21 protein-coding genes are annotated in these 23579 nt (G+C 62.8%); 11 read left to right on the plus strand and 10 right to left on the minus strand.

What is annotated here, in order from left to right:
• Positions 1–199: 199 nt before the first annotated feature.
• Genes QWZ14_RS30655 through QWZ14_RS30665 form a run of 3 tightly spaced genes read right to left on the minus strand, consistent with a single transcriptional unit; the run spans position 200 to position 1819 of the window.
• Positions 200–1168, minus strand: a complete 969-nt coding sequence (locus tag QWZ14_RS30655; protein ID WP_290320878.1) for a tyrosine-type recombinase/integrase — start codon at positions 1166–1168, stop codon at positions 200–202.
• The gene (locus QWZ14_RS30660; RefSeq protein WP_290320879.1) at positions 1158–1568 is read right to left on the minus strand and encodes a putative toxin-antitoxin system toxin component, PIN family; all 411 of its coding nucleotides are present in this window, start codon (positions 1566–1568) and stop codon (positions 1158–1160) included. Before QWZ14_RS30660 ends, QWZ14_RS30655 begins: the two co-directional genes overlap by 11 nt.
• Positions 1565–1819: a hypothetical protein gene (locus QWZ14_RS30665; protein WP_290320881.1), complete on the minus strand. Its 255-nt coding sequence runs from the start codon at positions 1817–1819 to the stop codon at positions 1565–1567. The genes QWZ14_RS30660 and QWZ14_RS30665 overlap by 4 nt, the downstream gene beginning before the upstream one ends.
• Positions 1820–2031: 212 nt before the next feature.
• On the opposite strand from QWZ14_RS30665, the gene QWZ14_RS30670 reads away from it, so the two are divergent.
• Entirely contained in the window at positions 2032–2532 is a 501-nt protein-coding gene (locus QWZ14_RS30670) for a hypothetical protein (RefSeq protein WP_290320882.1), read from the plus strand.
• Positions 2533–2621: 89 nt separating this feature from the next.
• On the opposite strand, the gene QWZ14_RS30675 is transcribed toward QWZ14_RS30670, so the two are convergent.
• Entirely contained in the window at positions 2622–2933 is a 312-nt protein-coding gene (locus tag QWZ14_RS30675) for a hypothetical protein (RefSeq protein WP_290320883.1), read from the minus strand.
• Positions 2934–3059: 126 nt separating this feature from the next.
• On the opposite strand from QWZ14_RS30675, the gene QWZ14_RS30680 reads away from it, so the two are divergent.
• From QWZ14_RS30680 to QWZ14_RS30700, 5 genes are read left to right on the plus strand one after another with little or no spacing between them, the layout of a single operon-like run.
• Positions 3060–3974, plus strand: a complete 915-nt coding sequence (locus tag QWZ14_RS30680; protein ID WP_290320885.1) for an ADP-ribosylglycohydrolase family protein — start codon at positions 3060–3062, stop codon at positions 3972–3974.
• Positions 3975–4033: 59 nt separating this feature from the next.
• On the plus strand, positions 4034–4393 hold the full coding sequence (locus QWZ14_RS30685; protein ID WP_290320886.1) for a hypothetical protein: 360 nt from the start codon (positions 4034–4036) through the stop codon (positions 4391–4393).
• The gene (locus QWZ14_RS30690; protein ID WP_290320887.1) at positions 4390–4971 is read left to right on the plus strand and encodes a cyclin-dependent kinase inhibitor 3 family protein; all 582 of its coding nucleotides are present in this window, start codon (positions 4390–4392) and stop codon (positions 4969–4971) included. Before QWZ14_RS30685 ends, QWZ14_RS30690 begins: the two co-directional genes overlap by 4 nt.
• Positions 4968–5939: an MYG1 family protein gene (locus QWZ14_RS30695; RefSeq protein ID WP_290320888.1), complete on the plus strand. Its 972-nt coding sequence runs from the start codon at positions 4968–4970 to the stop codon at positions 5937–5939. Before QWZ14_RS30690 ends, QWZ14_RS30695 begins: the two co-directional genes overlap by 4 nt.
• The gene (locus tag QWZ14_RS30700; protein ID WP_290320889.1) at positions 5940–6770 is read left to right on the plus strand and encodes a restriction endonuclease subunit S domain-containing protein; all 831 of its coding nucleotides are present in this window, start codon (positions 5940–5942) and stop codon (positions 6768–6770) included. It abuts the gene before it with no gap.
• Between the two features lie 229 nt (positions 6771–6999).
• Here QWZ14_RS30700 and QWZ14_RS30705 read toward each other — a convergent pair whose 3' ends face one another.
• The 3 genes from QWZ14_RS30705 to QWZ14_RS30715 all read right to left on the minus strand — a co-directional run bounded on the left by QWZ14_RS30705 (position 7000) and on the right by QWZ14_RS30715 (position 11267).
• Positions 7000–8106 carry a hypothetical protein gene (locus QWZ14_RS30705; RefSeq protein ID WP_290320890.1) on the minus strand — a complete coding sequence of 369 codons (1107 nt, stop codon included), beginning with the start codon at positions 8104–8106 and terminating at the stop codon, positions 7000–7002.
• Positions 8103–9911, minus strand: coding sequence for a tyrosine-type recombinase/integrase (locus QWZ14_RS30710; protein WP_290320891.1), 1809 nt, complete (start codon positions 9909–9911; stop codon positions 8103–8105). The genes QWZ14_RS30705 and QWZ14_RS30710 overlap by 4 nt, the downstream gene beginning before the upstream one ends.
• A gap of 777 nt (positions 9912–10688) precedes the next feature.
• The gene (locus QWZ14_RS30715) at positions 10689–11267 is read right to left on the minus strand and encodes a hypothetical protein (protein ID WP_290320892.1); all 579 of its coding nucleotides are present in this window, start codon (positions 11265–11267) and stop codon (positions 10689–10691) included.
• A gap of 785 nt (positions 11268–12052) precedes the next feature.
• On the opposite strand from QWZ14_RS30715, the gene QWZ14_RS30720 reads away from it, so the two are divergent.
• Positions 12053–12910 (plus strand): KilA-N domain-containing protein, encoded by an 858-nt coding sequence (locus QWZ14_RS30720; RefSeq protein ID WP_290320893.1) that lies wholly within the window; start codon positions 12053–12055, stop codon positions 12908–12910.
• Between the two features lie 588 nt (positions 12911–13498).
• Here QWZ14_RS30720 and QWZ14_RS30725 read toward each other — a convergent pair.
• Complete coding sequence (locus QWZ14_RS30725; RefSeq protein WP_290320894.1) at positions 13499–13648, minus strand: hypothetical protein; 150 nt, start codon at positions 13646–13648, stop codon at positions 13499–13501.
• A gap of 148 nt (positions 13649–13796) precedes the next feature.
• Positions 13797–14384 (minus strand): hypothetical protein, encoded by a 588-nt coding sequence (locus QWZ14_RS30730; protein WP_290320895.1) that lies wholly within the window; start codon positions 14382–14384, stop codon positions 13797–13799.
• A gap of 268 nt (positions 14385–14652) precedes the next feature.
• Between QWZ14_RS30730 and QWZ14_RS30735 the strand changes: the two genes are divergently transcribed.
• The 4 genes from QWZ14_RS30735 (at position 14653) to QWZ14_RS30750 (ending at position 22284) form a co-directional block, all read left to right on the plus strand.
• A complete protein-coding gene (locus QWZ14_RS30735) occupies positions 14653–15534 on the plus strand; it encodes a glycosyltransferase family 2 protein (RefSeq protein WP_290320896.1) in 882 nt (293 codons plus the stop codon).
• Positions 15531–19598, plus strand: a complete 4068-nt coding sequence (locus QWZ14_RS30740) for a glycosyltransferase (protein WP_290320897.1) — start codon at positions 15531–15533, stop codon at positions 19596–19598. Before QWZ14_RS30735 ends, QWZ14_RS30740 begins: the two co-directional genes overlap by 4 nt.
• Positions 19599–19707: 109 nt before the next feature.
• Complete coding sequence (locus QWZ14_RS30745; RefSeq protein WP_290320898.1) at positions 19708–20868, plus strand: glycosyltransferase family 61 protein; 1161 nt, start codon at positions 19708–19710, stop codon at positions 20866–20868.
• A gap of 87 nt (positions 20869–20955) precedes the next feature.
• Positions 20956–22284 (plus strand): BNR-4 repeat-containing protein, encoded by a 1329-nt coding sequence (locus QWZ14_RS30750; protein ID WP_290320899.1) that lies wholly within the window; start codon positions 20956–20958, stop codon positions 22282–22284.
• A gap of 32 nt (positions 22285–22316) precedes the next feature.
• On the opposite strand, the gene QWZ14_RS30755 is transcribed toward QWZ14_RS30750, so the two are convergent.
• Positions 22317–23174: an alginate O-acetyltransferase AlgX-related protein gene (locus QWZ14_RS30755; protein ID WP_290320900.1), complete on the minus strand. Its 858-nt coding sequence runs from the start codon at positions 23172–23174 to the stop codon at positions 22317–22319.
• Between the last annotated feature and the right edge of the window lie 405 nt (positions 23175–23579).

Here is a 23579-nt window from a genome sequence, read left to right on the forward strand (position 1 = left end):
AATCCCAAACGAGTCACGCTCTCGGAGACTTGGTATTAGTGCCACGCTGGCGAAACTTGCGAGCAGCGCGCGGCGTGTCTGGACCATGGCGTTGCCTCCTGCGATGTTCCCGCTACATGGACCGTCAAGCAGACACCAGGGCAAATCAAGCACGGATTATCCGTCCGCGGCGTCCTGCCCACCCTGAGGAGCAGCCGGCCTACACCCTGATCCGCTCGACCTCGTCGAGACTGATTTCGTCGCGCCGGCGATCATAGAGTTGGGTGGTGCGCGTGCTGGCGTGATTCGCCATGGCAGCCGCATTCTCCAGCGTGCCGCCATTCTTCAAATAGGCGGTGATGCCGGTGGCGCGGAAGGTGTGGTTGCCGATCTTCGTCCCGATGCCGGCCGCCGAGGCGCGGCGCTGGATCATGGCGTAGGCATTGGCCTGGGGCAGGGGAGAGCACGTCAGCTTCCCCGTGCCGCGGCCGATCGTCCGGAAGAGCGGTCCCTTCGGATCCTCGGTAATGCCGGCCCCGTCCAGGTAGGCGTGCAGGTACCCCTCAAGCGTATGATGGCAGGGCATCTCGTGTTGTTTGCCGCCCTTCTCGCGCAGCCGCACCCAGAGCCGCCGATTCTGCGTGTAGACGTCGGCGACGGTCATGCCGAGAGCGGCGCCGACCCGGGCGAAGCTGAAGACCATCAACGCGATCAGCGCCCGGTCGCGCAGCCCGATCGGCGTCGTGGCGTCGATACTATCGAGCAGCTGGCGCGCCTCGGCGGCGTCAAGCACCGGCGTCTTACCCTTGATGGCGCTGTGACGCGGCCCGCGGACTGAGCCCGCCGGGTTGGTCAGCATCACCTGGCCAGTGACCAGCCAGTCAAACAGATGGCGCAGCGCGGCCAGGCGCTGCTTTGCCGTCGGGGCTGAGTGCTCGCGCGCCTGTAACTCGATCCAGGCGGAGACGTGCAGCGGCTGCACCGCGGTGAGCGAGCGAATGCCGGCCTTGCCCTCGCACCAAGCGAGGAAAGCACCGACGGCTTGGCTGTAGGCACGGCGAGTGTTTGGATTGCGGATGGCGGCGGCGAAGAACTCCAAGAAGCGTACCCCCGCGCGCTCACCACTGGCGTGCACGAGCGCAGGAAGGCCGGAGGAGCCGGCTTCGGGCGGGATGAGGTCAAACGCCACCAGTGACCTCCGCAAGGTATTCCGCCGGCCGCAGCACCCGCATGCCGCGCCAGGGGTGCAGCACGAGCAGGTCGACGTCACCGCTGACGATCACCTCGGCACCGGCAGCGAGGGCGAGCTCCAGCACTTTGTTGTCTTTCGTATCGCGGCAGTCCGTCACGCGCTCGACGGGCGCGAAGAACACGCCGAAGGCGTCGAGGAGCGCGAGCACCTCATCGCGCAGCTCGGGATCAAGGAAGCGCGCCAGCCGCGGCCGCGCGAGCACATCGAGCAGCTCGACCATCATCGCTTCTGACACGGCGACCCGGTCAGCCGCGAAGGCGTGGCGCACCGCTCGATCGGGAACGCTTCCGCGGCCGATGGCCGCGCCAACAAGGGCCGTGGTATCGAAGACGATCACGCGGTGGGCGGCCGGTCCCGGCGCTCGGCGTTGTAGGCGGCGAGTTCCGCATCGAGGATCTCGTTGGTGAGGCCGCGGCGACGGGCCTCGTCCGAGAGGGCGTCCATCGCCGCGAAGAGCCGATCCACGCCGCCGGTGGGCCGGAGGGTGCGCCGGACCAGGCGTTCAAGGCGCGCGCGCGTCGCCGGGTCGGCGAGCGCGGCGGCGTCGTCGGACTCGACCTCGATGGTCACGGGGACGGTGTCGGGCATGGGATGCCTCCTGGATCCAGAGCCTATCTGAGCCGGGCCTACCAAGGCAAGCAGCTACATATGATAAAGGACATTATCGCATATATAAACGCTCCAGCATCACTGGCTTGCCCAACCCCCACAGGGGATAACATTTATTAGTTAACATGTAGCTTGACGACGGAACCAATGCGGGTTAACTTGTGTTTGTTAACCCGCATTGGAGGCCACACATGTCGAAGCAACCTGTCATCGGTCTACGCCTCGAGCCGGAAATCGCGGAGGCACTGCGCAAGCTGGCGGAGGATAACGGGCGCGATCCCGTTGAGCAGATCGTCTTCCTGATCACGGAGGCCGTCCTGCCTTTCCTTCCTCCCTCGCGCGCCGACTGGCACCGGCTGCGTGAGCAGGTGATCCAGCGCTTTGTCGGTCTGGCCCAGGAAATCACGCGAACGGAGGGATGGCGCAGCGACATCATCGCCGAGACCGGCGATCGCCTCGCAGCGGATCCCGCCTGGCGTGCCGACTACGAGAAGCTCATCGGGGCCGACGCCTTCGCAAAAGGCGTCAAAGTGAAGGACAGCATCAACCCAACCATGGGGCGTCGTACAAAACTGCGTCTGCGTGCCGAGACGGGCAAGGTGTTCGCTGTCCGCCAGCCATCGATCTTCACGTCGTCGTCGCATCTGCACCAACCGAGCCTTCAGGAATCAGGCGTGGCAAACGCCTCCTGAAGATGCCTGGGTCCGAAAGTGAACCGACGGTCAGCATGCCATCCGTCGGTATTTTCTGGGGACTTGCCGTAGATGGCCAGCAACGAACACTACTGGTCGATCTCGTACCAGCGAGCGAGGCTGAGCCCTACGGCGAATTCCTGACGCATGGCGGCCATCATGAGCATTGGGGAGCGCTCGCTACGTTGGGCGCCGGAGAGCTGCGCCGACAGGGGCTTCCAACAGTACCCGTCTGGTCGGAATACGAGGAATGGCCGCGTGGCCGCGTCGTCTACCACGTCCTCAAACAGCGCTTCATTGTCTACGCCGACCGGCAACTGCGGCGAGCGCCGTGGCTTGATTTGATAGTTCAGCGCTTCTTCCTGGCCGCTGGCAGCTTCGACGTACGTGATGATCCTCATTATGTCAGCCTGCGGCGGGTCTAGTCGGCGACTATCGCGTCTGCATAAGCGCTGTTGATCTGACTTTAATCGTCCATCCGCCGGCGCTTTCACCACCATCGTCTTGCGACCAAACAGAGGTACGAGATGAACAATGACCATCAGGACCGCGCGCTCGGCTGCTTGCTGGGTCTCGCGGTAGGCGACGCACTCGGCTCCACTCTCGAATTCACCGCCAGGGATGAGCTGCCACACCATGCGGATATGGCGGGGAAGGGTCCCTTCGACCTTGAGCCCGGCCAGTGGACCGACGACACGAGCATGGCGCTTGCCCTCACCGACAGCCTCGTCACCTGCCATGGGCTCGACGCGGCGGATCTGATGACGCGCTTCCTCGCTTGGCGCCAGGCCGGGGATTATTCCTGTACCGGCGAATGCTTCGATATCGGTACTACGACAAGCCAGGCACTGAGCCGCTTCCGTCGCAACGGCAACGCCTATGCCGGATCGGTGGCGGAAGACTCCGCCGGCAACGGCTCGCTCATGCGTGTGGCACCCGTTGCACTCTACGCCTTGCACGATCCTGTCCTGGCCACGCGGCTTGCGCGTGACCAGAGCCGTACCACACATGGTGCTCCACAGGCCGTCGAGGCCTGCGATCTTTTCGTTTCCATGCTGCGGAGCGCCATCCTTGGTACCGAACGCGAGGTGGTGCTGGCGCCGCGCCACTGGGACGGGCATGCGGCCATTCGGCATGTCGCTGCGGGCGCTTGGCGAAACAAGTCCCGCGCCAGCATCCGTTCGACCGGGTACGTCGTGGACACGCTCGAGGCAGCGCTGTGGAGTGTGGGAAACACCGGCAATTTCGAAGATGCCCTGGTGCTTGCGGTGAACTTGGCGGGCGATGCGGACACGGTCGGCGCCGTCGCCGGGCAGCTTGCCGGAGCTGTCTACGGGGCGAGCGCAATCCCCAAGCGGTGGCTGCAGCCGCTGGCCTGGCGGCACAAGATCGAGGCGATGGGCCAAGCACTGCTTGAAACTGGGCCACGTCCAACCGTCTGACCTGAACGAAGCAGCGTGTCGCCCCATACCGCCAGCCATCCATACGCAAGGGAGATCACATGAAAAGCAGCCGACCCTGGCTCCTGGTACGCGAGCCTGACTACTTCAAAGGCGTCATCGGCAGCATGGTCAAATTCGACAGCAAGGCCAAGGACGACCCAGCCGTCGTTGCCCGGTTCGGTCGCATGGGGCATGGCGTCCAGCCGAACTACCAGCTTGAGGCTCCGCCACACCGCGTCCGGGCGCATATGGGCGGCGGCCACAAGCCGGATGCCACAGCACCTGGTGGCCGCTACGCGGACGTCGAGCTCTCCGAGCGCTTCACGCTTAAGAACGTACAGGCCCTGCTTCGGCGTTGCCTCGATATACAAAGCGGGAAGATCGATCCCGGGCCCGATGGGGAGGGAGCATGGCCATGAGTCCTGCCGCCGGCCCGCGGACGAGCCTCACCGATCCACTGTTGATCAAGTCCGTAGCCGCGCCTGGCGGTGGCAGCATCGGCATGACGCTGTGCCCGGGCAAGCGGCAGGCCGTAGCGGCAAGCGGCGCTTGGGTGCGCGATCTGGCCTTGGATCTGGCCGAGGTCCGCAAGTGGGGGGCCGTGGCCGTGCTGACACTGATGGAACAGGCCGAATTGGCGAAGTATGGGGTCGCCGGCCTTGGCAAGGCGGTCAAGAACCTCGGGATGGAATGGCATCACGCACCGATCCGGGACGTGGACATTCCGGGACCGGCATTCGAGGTCTGCTGGCCCGGCGCCGGCGCGCAACTGCGGGCGCACCTGTCGGAGGGTCGCAAGGTGCTGCTGCATTGCCGCGGCGGCCTCGGGCGCACCGGCACCATCGCTGCCCGTCTCCTTGCCGAACTCGGTGTCCCGGCAGCGGACGCCGTGCGCAGGATTCGCAAGACACGTCCCGGCGCCATCGAGACCCCAGAGCAGGAAGCCTATGCCTTGGCGATCCGCGCCATTTCCAACACGACAAGGAGCAGCCCTTGACGGCGACACCCGGCCCTCTCTTCGTCACTCACAGTGGCACCTTTCATCTCGACGACGCCTTCGCCTATGTCGTGCTGCGTCTGGCGCACGGTCTTGGGCAGACGGGGGTCGACCACAAGCTGGTACGCACCCGCGACAAGGCCACCATTATCCAGGCCGACACTGTCTGGGATGTCGGCGCCGTCTACGATGCCGCAGCGGGCCGATTTGACCACCACCAACGGGGCGCGCCGGTACGGGAGGGTGGTACACCCTTGAGCGCCGCAGGCCTGGTCTGGCGGCATCACGGCGAGGCCGCAGTGGCAGCGCTGCTGGGATCTTCAGGTGCCGACGTGGCGCTCGTGGCACAGGTGGCCGCTGAGATCGACCGCGATGTTGTGCGTCGCATCGATGAGATCGACCACGGCGAGAATCATCCTGAGGACACCTTGGGCCTTTCCTCGGTGGTCGAGGATTGCAACCTGCGCTGGAACACGCCGGCCACGGGCGACCAGGCCGCTGAGGATGCTGCCTTCCTGCGGGCATCGGAGGTGGTCGAGGGCTTCCTCCGCCGGCGCATGGAGGCGGTGCACGCCCGCCTCGCCGCCATGTCGGTCGTGCTCGAGGCCCATCGGGGGTCGGCCGATCCACGCATCATGGAGATCGATCGAAAGATGCCCTGGCAGGATCCAGTCTTCGAATACGGCCTGCCGGTCCTTTATGCGGTCTATCCGGTCGCAACCGGTAACTGGATGGTGGATGCCATGCCGCCGGAACGTGGCTCCTACGCCCAGCGCTTGCCGCTGCCGGAGGCCTGGGCGGGGCTGCTGGACGCGGCACTGGTCGAGGCTTCGGGCATTCCGGACGCGGTGTTCGTCCACCGGGAACGGTTCGTTGGCGCTGCCCGCTCACGCGCCGGCGCCCTCGCCATGGCTCGCCGCGCCATGGAGATCGGCAGCGCCACGCTGCCGCGCCAGGAAGGAGCGTGAATGTCGAAAGGCCTCTTTGTCCTCCGCCCAGGCCGCTGGTACGCGTGGCAATCTATCCCAGGGCCGCGGCCAGAGGCTCCGTCCTGGTCGTGCACGCCGGCTTTCGTCACTGCGGCGACACCGTTGAAGACCGGCAAGCGCAACCTCCGTCTAGAGTTCGTGGCGGCGCTGCATCCGATTGCAGCCAGGGACGTCAAAGTCGACATTCGCGTCGCCATGCATCATGAAACCCATCTGATCGGCACCTACCGTGATACCGCGGGGAAGGACCGGACCGCGATCATCCGCGACGTCGATTTCGCTTGGCTGACCGAGCATTGCGGCAAATTTCTCTCCCGCTTTCCACCGCAGCATTTTCTCGATGACTGGGTCAGCTTTCCAGCAGGCGCCACTGAGGGTATTCCCGATAAGATCGCCGATCCCCAGGACTATTTGCGCCGCGCCTTCGGCGCCAACGCGGCGTACATCTTGTCCGGATCAACCGAAACGGCTCATGGCACTGAGCGACTTCCGATGCCTGCCCGGAAGTCGCTTATCACGTTGGACCTCGCCTTCTCAGCCTTCGATTCCTACCTGATCCGACGAGGGTTCAGTCCGATCGAGATGGAAAATAAATGGTTCATCTACTTCAAGGACAGCGGGCTGTTTCTGCGACGAAGTTGGACAGGACGGTTGATCTACCACGTAGCCTTCCAGGAACGGGGCGACACGCTCTATGCAAGCCACGCCCATGCAAACCGGGATCCGGAGCAATGGCCGAATGGATCGGATGAATATGACAGACGGGAACTCCTGGCCTTGATCAACATCCTTTTGCTCAACAAGCGGTAGCCGTTACAGCATATGGGACTGACAAAGTCTCGAATGCAGAGTTCCCGCACAAGGTGCCATTATGGCAAGATGCAGTGATGCTGGCGCTATTGGCGCCCGCAGATGCCACCGGGAGCGGTCGCTCAAGCCAATGCATATCTTCCGGGACTGCAAGCAAGGCCAACACTTGCCCCTCCTGCGGCATGTGCCGCAGGAGGAGGGTGTCAGGCGTACTCTTCAGGGCCCGCGCTTATTGGTCACCCTCCTCCCAACGCGCGCGTTCCGCGGCAAAAGCGCGCTCGGCCCGGCCGGCATGACGCGCCCGCCGCTCGGCCAGGTGATCCCCATGCCGGAGCGCCGCATGCAGGCCGGATGCCTCCGAGTAGTCCTGCACGGACACCTCGGCGGTGTGGCCCATGATGTCGGCAGCATCCATGGCGAGTTCGGGGGAGCGACGGGCGGCGGTGGCCCGGAACCACTTCCGAAAGGCATGCGGCCCGTTTGCCTTGCCGAACCAGGCAAGCGTGCGGCGCTTGGCGATCTGTTGGAAACCTTCCCGGGTCATTGGGCCCTTCATTCCCATCCACAGAAGGCCGGTTGCTCCAGCCTTGGGAAACCGCGCCCGGGCGTGCTCGAGATAGTCGGTCAGCATCGTCGACCGCTCGGCATCGAGCGGATAATCAAGCATCCGGCCGTTCTTGGTGTGCTCGCCGGGAAACCGGAGTGTCCAGATGCCGTCCGGGCCAAGCGCGATGTGCCGGTCCATCGTCATCGGCACGAGGCTGCCCACACGCGGGGCGCGGGTCAGCCACAACGCCAACAAGGCCGCATCGCGTAGCGCACGCCATCTCTCCGGCCCGTCTGCAGCCGCGAGCCCTTGGCGATGAAGCTTTTGGACATGGACCAACACCTCAGCGACATCGCGCACGATGAAAGGCTTCGGCCCACCCCGAATCGCCCGCTTGAGCGACCTGTTCCCGGGCCGGATGACGAAGCTCCAGTTACGGTCAGGCACCAGCAGGCGCAGGATCGCACCAAGGTTTGCCAGTCTCTGCCGCCGGCTGGTGGGCGCCAGGCCTCGGAGCTTGCCTTCGCGGCGCCACGCGGCCACCCGTGCCGGTGTCACCCGCTCGCCCGGGCCCTCGGCCTCGTCGAGGGCTTCGGTCCGGGCGAGGAAATCCAGCCATTGACCATAGGTCTGCATGTAGCTCTCGAGGGTCGCCGGGCGTATGTGGGCCGCTTGGCCGCACTCGCCCGATCCGTCGTCGTCCGGCGTCAGGGCCCGCTCGAGGGCCATGCGATCTGTCAGGGGCCATGCCTCACGGCGGATCGACCGGATGGAGGGGAGGCCTGTCATGCGGTCCTCCGGCGCCGCTGTGCCAAGTCGAGCGCCAGCCCGGTTGGTGACACGCTGGCCTTGGCCCGGTACCGGCGCTTGCTGATCGCCTCGCTTAGCCGCTCTCCCGCCCCTTTGCGGTTGGTTCTGCGGTAGTGCCGGAGCGCCACCTCGAAGGAGGCGTGCCCCAGCAGCGCGCGGATATCCTCGATGGCATGTGGATTGTCCTCGAGGATGAGCGCGGCGGCAAAAGCACGGAACGCGTGGACATTCACCCGCACCCCGGTGTGCTCATGGATGGAATCGGTGATCGCTGCCGAGAAGGCGTTCTTGGCACGGGCGTGATCCTCCCCGTCGCGATTGGGAAAGACCCAGTCTGTTGCCGGATGGGGACCGAGGGGGCGGAATTTCCGGAGATATTCGACGAAAAGCTCCGCCGCCTCGCCACGCAGCCAAGTCTCGACCAGTCGATCGTTCTTGTTGGCAACGACGCGGAGGTGCACCTCCGGCGGCCGGCGGCCACTCGTCTGGGTCACGGACAGCTGCTGGTCCAGACGTAGACGCGCCAGGTCATGGATGCGCAGTGGCAGATGGAGTTCAATCTCGATCGCCACGGCAAGGGCTGCGGTCCAGCTGCTCTCCATGGGCTTCGGCGGGTGGTCCACGCCGTCCTTGCTGGTCCAGCCATCCCGTTGGCGAAGGGCCTTGTGCATCAGCAGCCGCGGCAAATGCAGAAGCCTCGCTTCGACCTCCGGATCGGCCAGGCGATCGAGCAGCCTGGACAAGTCCTCGGTGATCTCGCGCTGCGGCTTCGGGCGGTACACCGCGAGCATGCGGCGGAACCTCGCATCGGCCTCGCCCGTCAGTTTGAAATAAACTGCCAGCGACCGGAGCGTGTCGGCAAGCATCGCCGTGCCTGGCGTCGGCAGCATCTCGGTCGGCTTTCGCGGATTGGGCTTGCCCAGCCGCTGGCGGTGCCATCGCAACGTCTGCCGGGCGAGTTCGAACCGCATCAGGTCGGCCAGCGTCAGCGCCTCCGGCGCACACCCGGTCTTGGCGAGGCCCCAGAGCAGCAGCCTGAGGCCCTTCTTGCGGGTGCCAATCGTCTCGGGGCTCGCTGGATCGTGGGCCGTGTCGTCATCCTCGGCTGCGTCTTCCGGGCCCTGTGCGAGCCATGCGAGGTAGCCTTCGACCTCGGGCTGTGCTGCCGGGTAGGCTGAGAACGGTAGCGCCTGGACCCGTCCCTCGGGCGGTCCGAGGGCCAATACGGTGTCCGGCCAGCCGGCAATGAGGGTGCGCATCTTGTTCCACTGCCGTGCTACCTCGCGCACGTCCGAGCGGATGTTCGGGCCCCCATGACTTTCCATGCGGTGCCGCAGGTAGGCCTCGAGAGTGGTGTTGGTGACGCTGCCGGGTGCGATCGCCTCCGCAGCGCAGAAGCCCATATAGGCGCGCAGGCGATGCGGGTGGAAATGTGCTGGCAGCGCCTGCACCAATGCCGCCCAGTCAGCATCGGTGACAGGCTCGCGCTTGTGGGCAGGGGCAAGGATGCCGAGGCGCCGCAGCACGCGCCGCAGAGCGGCACGATAGTTCTGATGGGTCTTTTTGCTGATGCCGAGCGCGACCAAGCTCGCGCCGTCCATGGCCGGCAGGCAGGTCGCCGGATCGAGGCGTACGGTGCTCGGAGCCTTCTCGCCGTCGATGCGACAGAGCATCCGCAAGGCAGAAGCCTTGCTGCTGCGCAGGGCCAGCGACAGGTCTTTCCATTCCGGGATTAGCAGTAGGACCTCGCCGACGGTTGGGAAACTTCGCATTGGATTGCTCATCGTTGCTTCCTGCATCATAGCGCTTTGGACGGAAATTTGGGAATAAGGCCTCTGCGTTAATCCAGTGATCACTTAGGCGCCTTTATCCCAATTCATGCTCAGATGCCTGATGGCGCTGCCTTCGCGTGGCCCCCTCCGACCCAGGCCGGACGCAACCACAGCTGCCAAGTCGGTGGCGCCGTAGTAGCGGCGTGAGTTACGCATTTCTGGGTGCGTCAGGCCGGCTTCGTCCCAGTTGCGTAGGGTCCGCAGGGTGCGGCCGACCAGTGCGGCGAAGACAGCCGCCGGGATTTCTTTGAAGCTAGTGCTGTACGCGGGCTCTAACGCCGCAGCTTCGGCGTCAGGCTTGGAGGCTGGGCCGTTGGACGGCATGCAGCCGATCGGCTCGCACTTAGCAACCGTCGGAATTGAACATCGGCTCACCGCCGGGCCTCCCTCGTAGGAGAGGGCACAGGCGCCGCCTGCCAGAACCTGCAGGTGTCCGAGCCCATCAGCGCTGCAGCGATGCCGCAGCGAGTGGAGGAGACAGTATCGTTTGTTGCCATGATGAATGATCGATCCCTGGGTTTCGCACCCGCAGGGCTTGGGATCGGCCAGGCTTCGAACATGTCGGAGCAACGTGTCTGGCGGTCTCGATCCGTTTCCCGCGACTGCGCCCAAACCCTGGGGGAGGCGGGCGAACGATCGCCAGGAGATCAAATACCCCTATTTATCTCCGAGGGCGCCACATCGGCTCTTGCCGGCAGGACATCGGCCCGGGCGGGGCGGCAAGCGCTGTCAGGGTTTCTTGGAAGCTTTCCTGATGGCGTTGCGAACCTGGTCAACTTGGTTCGCGGTGACGCGCGGTATGCGCTTGGTGTCGCGCAACGCGCCCAGCTTGGCCACGAAGACGGCGTCGTGCCTGCGTCCGGTACCCGGGGCAGGCACGCTGATGCCCTCACGTATGATGCGGTCGGCCCGCTTGCGGGTTCGATCGGTCAGGCGTCGCGCCACGGCGATCTCCTGGAGGAGGGCCGTTCTTTCATCGCCATACTGATCAGTGAGCCGGTCGAGCAGGTCCTTGCGGGCCGGGTACGAGCCATCCGGTAACTGTACGTGGCTGCGGGCTTCCAGACCTGCTCCCGGTGCCACCGGAAATCGCGCGAGCACCGCGGTGGCGAGGTCGCGGGGAGGGCGCGTCTCGTCGGTATCCAGCTCAGCCATCGCCAGCAGCAGTTCTCGATGATCGAGAGCCTTGCGCCCCTTGGCCCGATGGGTGAAGGCCACTGCCTTGCGCCAGTTCAATCGGAGTTCCGGCGGCAGGATTGCCTCGACCTCCTCGGCATAACCGCGGAAGACCGGCGTGAGCAATTCCAACAGGCGTCGGTCAGGACTAGCCACGACAATTTCCCAACATGGCGAATCGGTGAATCTCGAAGGTTACTATGGGATTGTTTCCGACGGCGCTGGCAGCACATTGCACCACCAACGCCGATATTTCCGGCCCCAACTCATTTCCTGCCAATTCGTATATTGAAATGAAACGGTGGCATCGCCATCTATGCTGCACGAGAGGTGCGACCTCGCCGGCACCCTCGCTCCCCTGACAGCAACGCAGTCCGGGTCATCACCCCGGAAGGGTTTGAGCACCAAGCCGGCCGGCGCGGGATCGCGCTTCCATCGCCTATCATTCCTGGCAGCCGTCCCGCACCGCCCCTGAGCGGGCCCAGGGCCGGGTCGCAGGCCTCTCGTCTCCCCCTCGTTCCCCGTCGCGGCGGAGCCCGTGTGGCGCCCTCCTGGGCGCTACACGGGCCCGGCACCGCGCATCCGGCACTGAGCCGGCCGCTGCTGCGAACCCTTGCCCTGCCAGCGGTGGCAGGACGGCGGCGTGGACGAGGCTTACCCGGCGCCGCCGCGGATCCCTCCGGGGATGCTGCGCCGGCCTGCCGCATACGTGCGGCAGCGGCGCGGGCCAAGCCCGCGCCAGGCAGCGCGGCGGCCGGCCAATAGCCGGCCGCCGTGCCGGGCCCGGCCGCCATCGCGCGGCCGGGCCCTCCTGCCGCCCCTTCGGATCCCAACCCGTCTCCCGTGGTCTCGGCAGCTCCGAGCCGACCGTCGCGGCCCGCTTGAGCACGGGCCGAAACCCGCTGTTGGAGATCCCCATGACCCCCATCGACAGCCTCAGCTACCAGGGCATGCCCATCCGCCGCCGCGGCACCATGCTGAACCTGACCGACATGTGGCAGGCAGCCGACCGCCCGGCGAACCGGCGCCCCTCCGACTGGCTGCTCCTGGAGGAGACCCGACGTTTTCGTGCCCACGCAGGCATCCACTGGACCGAGCTTGACGAGCCGGTCGCCGCAAATGCCGGCCACACCGGCATTTGGCACCTCGACACCGATGGCTTCATCGCCACCGTCCGCGGCCACCAGGGCGGGACCTGGGGGCACTGGCCGCTCGCGCTGGCCTATGCCCGCCACCTCGCCCCCGCCTTTCACCGCTGGTGCGACACCACCCTCCGCGCCGCCATGGAGCGACCGGAGGATCCCCTGGCCACCAGCATCGAGCTGATGGCCCAGCAGATCGCCCAGCACTTCCAGCGGCTGCACCACCGGCTCGATATCCTCGACCGGCATGCCGCCGACCTGATGCTCCTGCAGCTTTCGGCGCGGGACCTGTTGGTGGGCGAAAGGCGCCGCTTCTCGGAGGAAACCCGGACCATCATCGTCAAGGTCACCGCGGCCGAGCCCTTCCTCGGTCAGTGCCCCTGCTGCGGCATCGCGCCGGTCCTCACCCTGGCGCGCCAGCCGATCCCAGGCGCCGAGTTCGACCACGTCTTCCATCGCGGCCTGAACCGGCCGGAGCATGGCTGGCTGGTCTGCCCGGCGTGCCATGCCGAGCTGACCTACGGCGGCTACCTCGCGCGCTTCGCGCGGATACCCGAGTTCCGTGCCTTCCAGGCCAAGGTCCTCGCGTACCGCCGGCGGGGCCGTCACCGGCCCTCAGCGCCGGCACTGTAGCCGCCACCCCAAGGTCCTCCCATAGGGAGGATCCGCAAAGCCCCATGACCTCAATACGAGGTCATGGGGCTTTTTGCGTTCGGGTTAGCGTGAAGTCTCTTCGGCAGCGATGAGACCGTTACCCCGGGCGACCAGCCGCTCCGCGCCAAGGCATTGATCAGGGCGCTCCGCTTGATGCCGAAGGTCTGGCACACCTCCGCGCGGCACCAGCTCTCGCGTCGCCGCCAACCCGGCGGCCTTGCGTTGGAAACGTGGTTTGACTGCTGGAACCTTGCTGGAGCTACAGCCCTTCTTACGACTGATGCGGCGGCGACACCGCCATCCGTTGCAAAGGATCAGCTAACTCTTGTCGGACACAAGCATCGAAAATAGCCGTCCGAACGAAGCCTGGATGGCAGCTCGTCGGCATGATTTCCGCAAAGCGCTGGAAGCGTTTGCCCCCAGAGGCCAATCCTGATCCTTGGCCACCACGATGCGGACGGGCTCTCGTCAGCGGTCATTCTGTCCCACGCACTCGAACGCTGTGGGCGGCGTACCGAGGTCCGGGTGTTGGGCCGCGGGGAAAATGTCTGGTCGCCGGAAATGGCTTCAGAACTGGGTACCCAAGAGATCGGTGGCCTGATTGTAGCTGATCTTGGTACGCGCGCCGAGCCGCCCTTGCCGGGTATGGCCACCATTCTTCTGGACCACCACGTGCCTACCGGCATTCTGCAGGCGGCACTGCTGGTCAGCGGCCATGGCCTGCATCCAACGCCTACCACCTCCTTGCTGGCGTGGTGGTGTGCCGGCGCGGTGGCGGAGGTGGATGATCTCCTCTGGCTCGCAGCACTCGGTATCATCGGTGACATGGAGGAGGCCCGGGTCCGGCCATGGGAATTGAGGGACCTTATGGTTTTGGGAGGCGTGCCAGCATCAACTGCCGGCCTTCGGCACGACCGTACAGCGTGTAGTGGTGGAAGCCGGACTGCACGGTGCCGCGCACCACCGCCGTCCGCACGTCCTTATGCGTTTCGAGATAGAATTCCTCGTCGAAATCGGCCGGCTTCAGGAGCGCCGTCACCGGCTCGGCCGGTGCCAGATCCCTTTTCGTCGCAAGGGCCTGCTCCAGCAGCGCCCGGCGGCCAGGTTCCAGGAAAACCAGCGCGCGTTGCAGCATGGTCGGATCCAAGGCATCGAGCTTGGCGGCGATTGCCAAGGGGTCCCAGATGCCCAGCCGCACTGTCTCCCCCTCCTGTTTGGCTTCGACGATCAGGGTGCCGTCGAACAGCGCTGCGGTGGTGAAGTCCTCCGGCAGGACCAGGCGAAAGCCGAAGATGTTTGCCGGCGTCTTCGTCCCCTTCCGCTCGATGTCGGCACGGGTGACATGGCGTTCGCCCCGGATGGTGATCCGGACCTCAGCCCGCTCCTGGCCGGTGCTGTTCACCCATCCGGCGATCGTGTTCTTCCTTAGATAGTCGACCTTGCCGGAAATCATGCAACTCTCCCGTAAAACGCGCGAACCTCCAGTAATTTCACACTAAATGGTTATATGTCCAGATGAGGCCATTGCACCAGAGGCGGCGACCTGCAGGCTCTGTTCCGCGGCCGAGGTGTAGGTGTCCACAATCCGGACTACGCAGCGATGACCCTGCCTGAACACTTTCAGTAGGGCATCCGGCATGATACCAGAGGTAGAGGTCGGTTGACGCCATGCTCGGCACGGGCGGCTCTCCATAGACCACGGATGGCGTGGTTGAGCGGTGATGGATGGTGCAGTGACGACTGTTGGCGTGCTGGTCCCCAACTACAATTATGCGGAATATTTGCCGGAACGCCTGGCTTCCATTCGTATGCAAGACAGGCCTGTAGATTCGGTCGTCTTTCTTGATGATGCCTCGACCGACAGAAGTTGGGATATTGCCCAAGTGGCGCTCCAGGATTTCACCTGCCCGGTCATCGCCCATGCCGGTATCATCAACTCGGGCAATATCCTGCGGCAGTGGCAGCTAGGGTTGGAGCAGATGGACACCGACTTGGCCTGGATTGCGGAAGCCGATGATCGGGCAACGCCTAGTCTATTGGCCAGCCTTGTAGCTCGGTTCGAGGGCGACTCGAAGGCAATCCTGGCCTTCTGCGATTCCAGTGCGATCGGTGCTCAAGGGGAAGCCACAGCTGCTAATAGCCAAGCCTATTATGCTGCCCATGGCGATAATGGCCTAGCACAAGATGGGGTATTCGACGCCGCCAAATTTGCTGAGCGTTTTCTTTGCCCCCGAAACTTGCTGGTGTCCGCCAGTGCGACGCTTTGGCGGCGGTCGGTTCTGATTGCTGCTTTAGCACGGCTGAAGCCAGAGATGCCGGAGTGGCTCTGCGCCGGCGATTGGAGGACCTATGTTGAAGCCTGCGAGCCAGGAGGTATGGTCCATTTCGTTGCCGCCCCCTTAAATGAGCATCGCCGCCATTCTGCCAGTGTCACAGGCAGCACACCCCGGTCACGGCATTTTGCCGAGGTGGTCGCAATGCATTTCACGCTGCGCCGCCGCTTCGGTCCCCAACCGGAGCGGGATGCCGCGATGCGGCGCCACTTGGTGGAACTGCGGCAGGCCTGGGCCTTGATGCCTCAGCTTGATGGAGCCGGCCCATGAACCCGAGCGGCATCACCGAAGGCTATATTGAGGTTTGCGCTCAGGGTGAGGGTGTCGTGCTGCTGGGCGGCTGGCTGCGCGCCGCGCCGGAGGTGTTGCTGCCCGGGGCTGCCAAGCTATGGCTTATGGCCGAGGGACAGCCCGACATTTGCTGGCCGCTGCGCCGCTTCCAGGATCGGCCGGACCTTGCGGCCCAGGAGGACCTTCCGGAAGGCCGCGGTTTTCAATTATTGATCCCAAACGGGAAGGCTTGGGACTCGGCCGTTGTCTCTATTTCCTTCGGCAAGACCATGGTGCCGCTTGGGCCCGGACTGCTACAGCCAGTTCCCTTTGTACCGTTTGGTCATTTCGGCCAAGCTGACAGATCCGGCGTGGCGGGCTGGGTACTAGACCGGCACGATCGAGCTCCGGTGCTATTGGTGGATGAGCGGATCGTGGTGCCGATCACTTTGGACCAGTATCGTCCGGACCTGCCTTTCGACGATGGACGAGACCTATCGCGCTTCGGCTTTAGGCGGTCGCTGCATGAACTCGGGGAGGCGGTCAGGGCCGCCGATCCGCGCGTTAACCTGATGGACGGTGCCCAACATGGCATCACGTTGCTGGCTGGCGGGGTCGAGATTGGTCATCGCGTGCTTCAGGTGGCTCGCGGCATGGAAGGCAAGCTGGAACGGGTACAGCCCGGGGAAGCAAGAGGCTGGGCCGGCGAGGCCGATCCAGGTGGCGATACCCCCATGGTGGATCTGCTGCTGGGCAGCACCCGCTGGCAATCCGTGCCGGCCGCAACACCGCGCAAAGACCTGGCTGCCGCCGGGATCGGCCAGCGGCTGACTGGTGGCGCCTTCCGGGTTGCCTTGCCGTGGTTCAATCCAGGGGACGGCGACCCGCTATCCGTTGAGGTGCGCCCAGGGCAGGCGCGGGAGCCATTGCGGGGCGCTGATAAATTGACTGATCTGCCACCCTGGCAGACGAATCATAGCAGTCTATTGGCGACGCTTCCTGTCGGCGGGATGGCCCGAGTCACCATTATTGTGCCGATCTACAACGCGGCAGATGATCTTGCCGCCTGTCTTGAGGCCCTGGCCCGGCATACAACTGGCGCCGCCCGGCTGATCTTGATCGACGATGCCAGCACCGACCCCGCAGTTTCCTGTGTGCTGAAAGCCTGGGAGGGCAGGCCGGGCATTGCGGTGCATCGTAACGCGATGAATCTTGGCTTCACTAATACTGTCAACTTTGGCCTGGAATTGGCTGGGACCGACGATGTCGTGCTGCTGAACTCCGATACACTGGTCGGGCCGGGCTGGCTGGAAAGTCTTTGGATCGCGGCTTTTTCCAACCCCCGCATCGGTACCGTGACAGCGGTTTCTAACAACGCTGGCGCTTTCTCGGTGCCGGAATTCAATATCGACAACACGCTTCCAGAGTGGCTTGGCCCAGCCGATATGGCGCGGCTGGTGCGACACTCGGCGCTCGCGCTCTGGCCCTCGGTTCCCACTGGGAACGGCTTCTGCCTGTATATTCGCCGTACTTGTCTCGATGCGGTCGGGGCCTTTGATACAGCAGCCTTCCCGCGAGGATATGGCGAGGAGAACGACTTCTGCATGCGGGCTGGCCGTGCCGGCTTCGAAAATTTGGTTGATGACCGCACCTATGTCTGGCACCGCCGCTCCGCCTCTTTCGGGCAGAGCCGGTTTGCACATATGGAGGCCGGCAGGGCGGTGCTAGCGACCCGCTATCCAGAGTATGCGTCAATGGTTCGGATGTTCCGCACCGATCCGGCTTTTCTTACTATCCGCTGGCGGATCCGCCGCGCCCTGGAAAATGCCTGGGAGACAGCAGCCGCGCCGCGGCCGCGGGTGCTCTTTGTCATCTCGACCGAAAGCGGTGGAACGCCGCAGACCAATAGCGACCTAATGAAAGCGTTGGCCGATCGCTATGAGCCTTGGGTGCTTCGGACTGATGGACAGGATGTGGTGCTGTCTCGGCATGACGTCACGGAGCCGGTAGAGCGCCACCGCTTAACCCGTCCGATGGAGCCGGCGACCCATCGCTCGGTGGAATACGACCAGATCGTCGCCGGCTTACTGCTGCGCCACGGCTTTGAATTAGTGCATATCCGGCATCTTGCCTGGCATGGAATTGGGTTGCCGGCGGTATGCCGCACCCTAGGTTTGCCGGTCGTCTTTTCCTTTCATGATTTCTACACGATATGCCCGACGGTGAAATTGCTCGACGCCGAGCAGCAGTTTTGTGGAGGCCGCTGCACTGCGGGCATGGTGGATTGCACTGCGGAACTCTGGCCCGCGGGCAGCATGCCGCCGCTCCGTCATCGCTTCGTGCATCGCTGGCAGGCAATGATGGCGGAAGCGCTGAGCCATTGCGACGCCTTCGTCACCACCTCGCCCTTCGCGCGGGAGACCTTACTCGATACCTTCCCAATGCTGGCGGAGCGGGGACTGCGGCTGATCCCGCATGGCCGCAGCTTCGCCAGCATGGCATCCCTGGCTGCTGAGGCGACGCTCGACGAGCCGCTCCGAGTGTTGGTGCCAGGCAATATTTCGGCCGCGAAGGGCGCCGGCCTCATTGCTGCGGTCGCCGCGCTCGATCTCGAGCGTGAAATCGAATTCCATGTCCTTGGTGCGGTCGACCAGGTGCTGGAAGTGCCGCGCCCCGGCGTGATCCTGCATGGCCGCTATGAGCGGGACCAATTCGCTGCCCATGTGCAAGCCATCCAACCGCACATCGGCGCGGTGTTGTCGATCTGGCCGGAAACTTACTGCCATACGCTGACCGAATGCTGGGCGGTGGGGTTGCCGGTACTCGGCACAGCGCTGGGTGCGGTTGGTGAAAGGATCAGCGCCGATGGCGGTGGCTGGCTTATTGAGCGTGACGCCGATCCAGCTGATATTTTGACGCGGTTGTTGGAACTGAAACGTGACCGAGCCGGGGTGCGGGCGTGCCGAGACCAAGTGCTGGACTGGCAGCAGCGCATCGGGCGTCATTACGATGCAAGTGCGATGGCTGTCAGCTACGACCTGCTTTACCGTGAGATCATGGAGCGTCGTCGCTGCTTCGCTGCCCCATCGGAGCTACGGCCCTCCGTAGTCCTGGTGATGGAACAGCCGGGTAGCTTGGCGCCGATCCGGCTGCCGCTGCCCCTGGCGAATACCGTGGACCGGCCGGTGGTGATGCGCGTAGTGGCGCCGTCCTTCCCGCTCGGAGACCCTGGGACGGGACCGGCCGATGCCGTATTGCTGCCAGCCGGCGCGGTGCGGCCACGGCATGTGCCGACATTGCTTGCCCGCTGTGCGGCGGCCCGGTTGCCGGTGCTGGTCGAGGTCGATGAAGCGACGGCGGCTTTGCTAAACACCGACGACCCGAAAGCTGAGGCCGCCTGGACCCTGGTGCGGGCCGGGGCTGTCGTGATCGCGGGCGATGAGCAGGCTGCTGCACTGTTGCAGGCAGCCGGGGTCACTGCGACGCGCTTGCCTCTACTGCTAGATGCCTCGTCCTGGGTCCGTCCAGCAGCCACGTCATCGTCCGAATTCCAGGTGATTGGCTTCGATGATGACCCAGATCTGGAAGGTCTCAAGCCGGTTTTTGAGGACCTTGCCGCACTGGGCATAGCACGGCTCGTTACAATGAAAACCGGCCGGGCATTATCAGGAAAATCTCTGCTGATGGCCTTCCGGGACCAGGCAGAAGCTTGCAGGCTGGCAGTGCTGCCTGGTTCCTCCGGCTTGTCGCAGCACTGGGCCTTGCTCTGTGCCAGGGCAGGATTAGTGGTGCTCCGCGGTCAGTTTCCGGACGAGCCGGTCGGGGAGACCTCCGCGGGTGCCTTAGTGTTGCCTAATGCTCCCCTGGCTTGGGTACGGGCAATCACGGAATTGGCGGTGGATCGACACCGATGCGATACCTTGCGACGGCGTGGCCTGCGGCACGCATTGGCCCAGACTAGGCAGGGCGGCCAAGCCTCGGTGCTGGATGCACTGTTGCGGCGCATGGTTGCAGACAATAGTATGAATGACTCAACCGCTTCGGCCGTTGAATTGGTCGGCTGAACCCATCTCCACGGGCTTCCTGTGCGACGGGCACTGGTATTGTGATCTGGTCTAGAGTGGCCTCGCCCGGGCCCCATCGAGAAGGCACGGGCAATCGTGGGAAGAAACGATGGGGCTTGACCAGCCTGCTACCTCCGGTTTGAGCCGACAGTTCACATTGGTTAACCGTGACCATTTCCCGCGGCAGAACACGCTGGATATGGCCAAGCCAAGCCAGTTGGTCGTTGCTCCGGGCACAGCCCTAGAGCCAAGGCCAAAACCGGCATACTTTGCGGTCGACCAGCGAGTGGCTGATCCTGAGAAAGAGTTGCGTCTCCGCTTCGAAACTTTTGTCGAAACCCGGCTAGGGCCAAGCTTCTTGCTGTCGATCCCTGGAGGCTCGGTACTGACACAGGGCTTCTTTGTAGCAGATCAAGACGATAATTTGTTGGTGGATTCCTTCCGTGCTTATGGCCAAGTCGGCCGGTACGGCTTCAATGAGATAAAGCCAAGGGTCGTCCAGCGTAACTTCCCACCCAGCATACCGCAGCGTGGCAGCGCCATCGTGCTCGGCATCCAGACCAATGCCAACTATTTCCATTGGCTGATGGAGGCACTGCCACGGTTGTGGTTGGCAAATCGTTTCGAATCACTAGGCAAATCGGTCGTGCTGGTGCCCGATCTGACGCCATGGATGCGGGATATGCTTACCGCAACTGATGTTAAACCGGGACGGTTGGCCTTGCTTTCGGCAGAGGCGACAAGTTGGGAGACACTTGCGATGCCGTCGCGCGGTCTGGCGAATATCCACACCTTTACGTGGCACGCCTTACAACTCATGGATATGTTGCGGGCACGCGTAAAAAATTTGGCCGCCGGTGCGGGACGCCGGCTTTTCGTATCCAGATCGAAGTCAGCTTCGCGGCAAATCGAAAATGAGGATGAGGTTTTCGCTATTGCCGAAACTTATGGCTTCACGCGGGTCTTTCCCCAAGATCTGAATTTCAACGATCAGCTCGCGTTGTTCGCCGGTGCTGAGGCGGTCGCCGGAGCACTAGGTGCCGGATTGGCCAATGCGGCCTTTCTGGCGCCCGGGGGGGCCTTGATTGAGTTTGCCCCGGAACAGCGGGAAGGGGATGCCGTGTTGTTCGCCAACCTGGCCCACCACCGTGGGCTGCGATATGCGGGAGTCGTGGGACCATTCTGCGGCGACCAGAACCGGGCCTTCGATCGGCGGAATTTCCTGATTCCCACAGCCGCTGCGGCGGATGCCTTTGCGGCGATTGCCTGACCCGCTTAATGCATTGAGCGACGCAGCCTTGTCGACTTATCCACCTGCATGCATCAACATTCCCCCTGACCAGGTCATTGGGGTCGCATGCCGGACCAGATCATTCCTTTAGGCGAAGCATGGGCGAGCAGCAGCGTGAACTGCGTTGCCTTTCGCCACGATGCAATCGTGCCCGTGACCGACGGATGCGTCGTCAGTTTCTACGATGCAGACGGCAATGTGGTCCTGCAACACCTGGACCGCGCCCTGGTGCCCCAGCGCCGCCTGACCATCGCCTGCCCCATCGTGCCCCATGATGCGCATAACTGCATCAGCCTCGGCGTGGACTCCTCCGGGGCCGTGCATGCGGTATTCGGTGCCCATAGTTCCATCGCCTACCATGTCCGAGTGTCGCCGCTGCTCGATGGAGCCGCACCGGAAGCCGTTCCGCTGGATGGCAGACCGCAGATGCGTTTCACTTATCCGACCCTGCTGCACGATCCCGGCTCCGGTGAGTTGCGGCTGCTCTATCGGGAAGGTGGGCCTTGGGCGGGTGAGTTGCGGGTCAAGCGCTGGAACGATGAAGCCGCAGCCTTCATCGAGGACGAACTGCCCCTTCTGTCCGGGCGGCTCGGCCAGCCGACAGCCGGTCCTTACATTAATCGCCCTGTACGTCTGCCGGATGGGCGTATCGCATTGTTCTGTGTTTGGCGCTTGGCGCGGGATGCCACGACAGCCGGCGATGTGGCGAATACGGGCCTGGACCTGATCGTCGCCGCCCCGGACCTGCGAAGCCTGGCGAGCCTGGATGGCGTGGGCCTGACGCTTCCGGTTACGCCGGTCCATGCACCGCGGACCTGGGCGGTTCCGGTTGGCGCCAACCTGATCAACCAGGGTGCCGCGGCCTGTGGGGTGGATGGCAATCCGATGGCGCTAACCTATTGGAACGATGCCGCAGGTGTTCCACAATACCACCTTCTGTGGCTGGAGGGCGGCGCCTGGCGGGCTGCGGCGGTCAGCGAATTCGTCACCCGCTTCAGCCTGCAGGGCCTCGGCACGCTACCCCTACCCCATAGCCGACCGGCGCTGCTGGTGCGTCGGGATGGCGTTGCGCTATGCATATTCCGCAGTGCCGAACACGGCAACCGCCTGATGCTGACACTGATCGACCAGCCATACGGCGACCCGGGCCGCAGGCGTACCATGGTTTTGCTGGACGAGGATCTGGGCTTCTACGAACCGATGGTGGATCACGCGGCCTTCACCCGGGACGGCAGCCTGGTGATGTATGTGCAGGCCTGCGCGCAGGATCATGGTGACCGTGGTGACAGTGGGGATTGGCGTGAGGGCGTAGCTGCCCGTCTTATAAAATTTTTCGGACATCAAGTGAATGGGTGGAAAGTTAATAATAAACTAGGCAGCAAAAAGCGAAAATAACATTTCCCCCACCCCGTTTTGATGCTGGCCCATTATAATCGCTGCTGACTTTTCTCAGCTACATATTCCGTATTTGTCTTTCCCGTTAAGTCATTTGGGCAGTTTACCAGAAATCGTTCGGCTTGTTGGCTCAATACAACGTCTGGCCTTTCAGCCTCAATTACCGAATAATCAAGATTTGGCTGCCACAAGCAAACTAGACGTCCGAAGGTTTGGGCATACATCTCAAGCATATGCGTTGAGAATGAATCTCGAAAAAGGACACAACTAGGTAACCCTTTTTTTGAATTTTGGTAGACCACGCGATGCCCAATATTAGGGACGTTGTTATTCTCAAGGCATGTAAAAGAAGGACATAAAATTTTGCCTCGAACCGTTTCAGTTTTAAATCCTAATTTTGAGCTTAGATCGCCATCGATTTGAACATTTTCAAATTTTAATGCGCTTTCATCAATACATTGAACTCCTGCGCAATTCAGAATTTCTTGATAGGCATAGAAGGCTCCGCGGTGGTTCCAATGCGTATCACCCCGAATGTATACGTCCTCGTAAGCCATTTTCTCCTGTAGTATTTCTAGAGGGTAACACGTTTTTGCCAGACCTTCAGCGGCAGCTAGTACGTCGAATACAGGACGGTGGCGAGACAATTTAATATTGGCTGGTAATTCTTTAGAATAGACGCATTCTTTATTTGGAATAATAGAATACACATAAGAAAACTTCATTTCTTGTGATTTAAGCTTTCGTAGATCAAATAAAGCTTTCCATTTATCGCGAAAATTTTCTGGAATTTTGTAGTCGCCTGTAATTTGATCAATGACTCTGTTAGAGGCATTGGTAAGAAACAACCAATCATCTTTTCCAACCAGTACTTTATTAACGATATTCATTAACTCATCCCTCCCTGTGACTTGCTGGCAATATAATATTTTATTTGAAACAACAATTGCTCATCAGGTGATTCGGTGGATATCATTTAAAGTCATTTTGTAATTTTAATGTAGGATTCCCGAAACATGGGCCAAGCGTAGGCGGCCGTAGATGCAGGGTCATCCAACCTTGCACCGATGCGTAAGCAACGAGCATTAGCTGACCCAAATAAATTGAACGTATGCAATATTTTCGATCCGCCCGTGAGCACTGTTGATGTCTCCGAAATCGAGCCATCGGTCAGAATGGTAGTTACGAAAAAACGCACGTCTTTGGCTGCTGGATGGGGATTTTCAATAAGCGCCGTAAAATTAATAGCTATTTCGTTAGAAGCTGTACGCGATTAAACGCTTTGCTCCGCCTGG

The sequence above is a fragment of the Paeniroseomonas aquatica genome (genome assembly GCF_030409335.1).
Classification (GTDB): domain Bacteria; phylum Pseudomonadota; class Alphaproteobacteria; order Acetobacterales; family Acetobacteraceae; genus Belnapia; species Belnapia aquatica.

What these genes read in the sequence shown, in the direction of transcription:
- QWZ14_RS30670 (WP_290320882.1), top strand. Translation starts at nt 2,032, where the DNA reads ATGTCGAAGCAACCTGTCATCGGTCTACGCCTCGAGCCGGAAATCGCG.
- QWZ14_RS30675 (WP_290320883.1), bottom strand. Translation starts at nt 2,933, where the DNA reads ATGAGGATCATCACGTACGTCGAAGCTGCCAGCGGCCAGGAAGAAGCG.
- QWZ14_RS30725 (WP_290320894.1), bottom strand. Translation starts at nt 13,648, where the DNA reads ATGGCCGCTGACCAGCAGTGCCGCCTGCAGAATGCCGGTAGGCACGTG.
- QWZ14_RS30750 (WP_290320899.1), top strand. Translation starts at nt 20,956, where the DNA reads ATGCCGGACCAGATCATTCCTTTAGGCGAAGCATGGGCGAGCAGCAGC.
- QWZ14_RS30730 (WP_290320895.1), bottom strand. Translation starts at nt 14,384, where the DNA reads ATGATTTCCGGCAAGGTCGACTATCTAAGGAAGAACACGATCGCCGGA.
- QWZ14_RS30665 (WP_290320881.1), bottom strand. Translation starts at nt 1,819, where the DNA reads ATGCCCGACACCGTCCCCGTGACCATCGAGGTCGAGTCCGACGACGCC.
- QWZ14_RS30690 (WP_290320887.1), top strand. Translation starts at nt 4,390, where the DNA reads ATGAGTCCTGCCGCCGGCCCGCGGACGAGCCTCACCGATCCACTGTTG.
- QWZ14_RS30740 (WP_290320897.1), top strand. Translation starts at nt 15,531, where the DNA reads ATGAACCCGAGCGGCATCACCGAAGGCTATATTGAGGTTTGCGCTCAG.
- QWZ14_RS30685 (WP_290320886.1), top strand. Translation starts at nt 4,034, where the DNA reads ATGAAAAGCAGCCGACCCTGGCTCCTGGTACGCGAGCCTGACTACTTC.
- QWZ14_RS30705 (WP_290320890.1), bottom strand. Translation starts at nt 8,106, where the DNA reads ATGACAGGCCTCCCCTCCATCCGGTCGATCCGCCGTGAGGCATGGCCC.
- QWZ14_RS30680 (WP_290320885.1), top strand. Translation starts at nt 3,060, where the DNA reads ATGAACAATGACCATCAGGACCGCGCGCTCGGCTGCTTGCTGGGTCTC.
- QWZ14_RS30745 (WP_290320898.1), top strand. Translation starts at nt 19,708, where the DNA reads ATGGGGCTTGACCAGCCTGCTACCTCCGGTTTGAGCCGACAGTTCACA.
- QWZ14_RS30755 (WP_290320900.1), bottom strand. Translation starts at nt 23,174, where the DNA reads ATGAATATCGTTAATAAAGTACTGGTTGGAAAAGATGATTGGTTGTTT.
- QWZ14_RS30720 (WP_290320893.1), top strand. Translation starts at nt 12,053, where the DNA reads ATGACCCCCATCGACAGCCTCAGCTACCAGGGCATGCCCATCCGCCGC.
- QWZ14_RS30700 (WP_290320889.1), top strand. Translation starts at nt 5,940, where the DNA reads ATGTCGAAAGGCCTCTTTGTCCTCCGCCCAGGCCGCTGGTACGCGTGG.
- QWZ14_RS30710 (WP_290320891.1), bottom strand. Translation starts at nt 9,911, where the DNA reads ATGAGCAATCCAATGCGAAGTTTCCCAACCGTCGGCGAGGTCCTACTG.
- QWZ14_RS30735 (WP_290320896.1), top strand. Translation starts at nt 14,653, where the DNA reads ATGGATGGTGCAGTGACGACTGTTGGCGTGCTGGTCCCCAACTACAAT.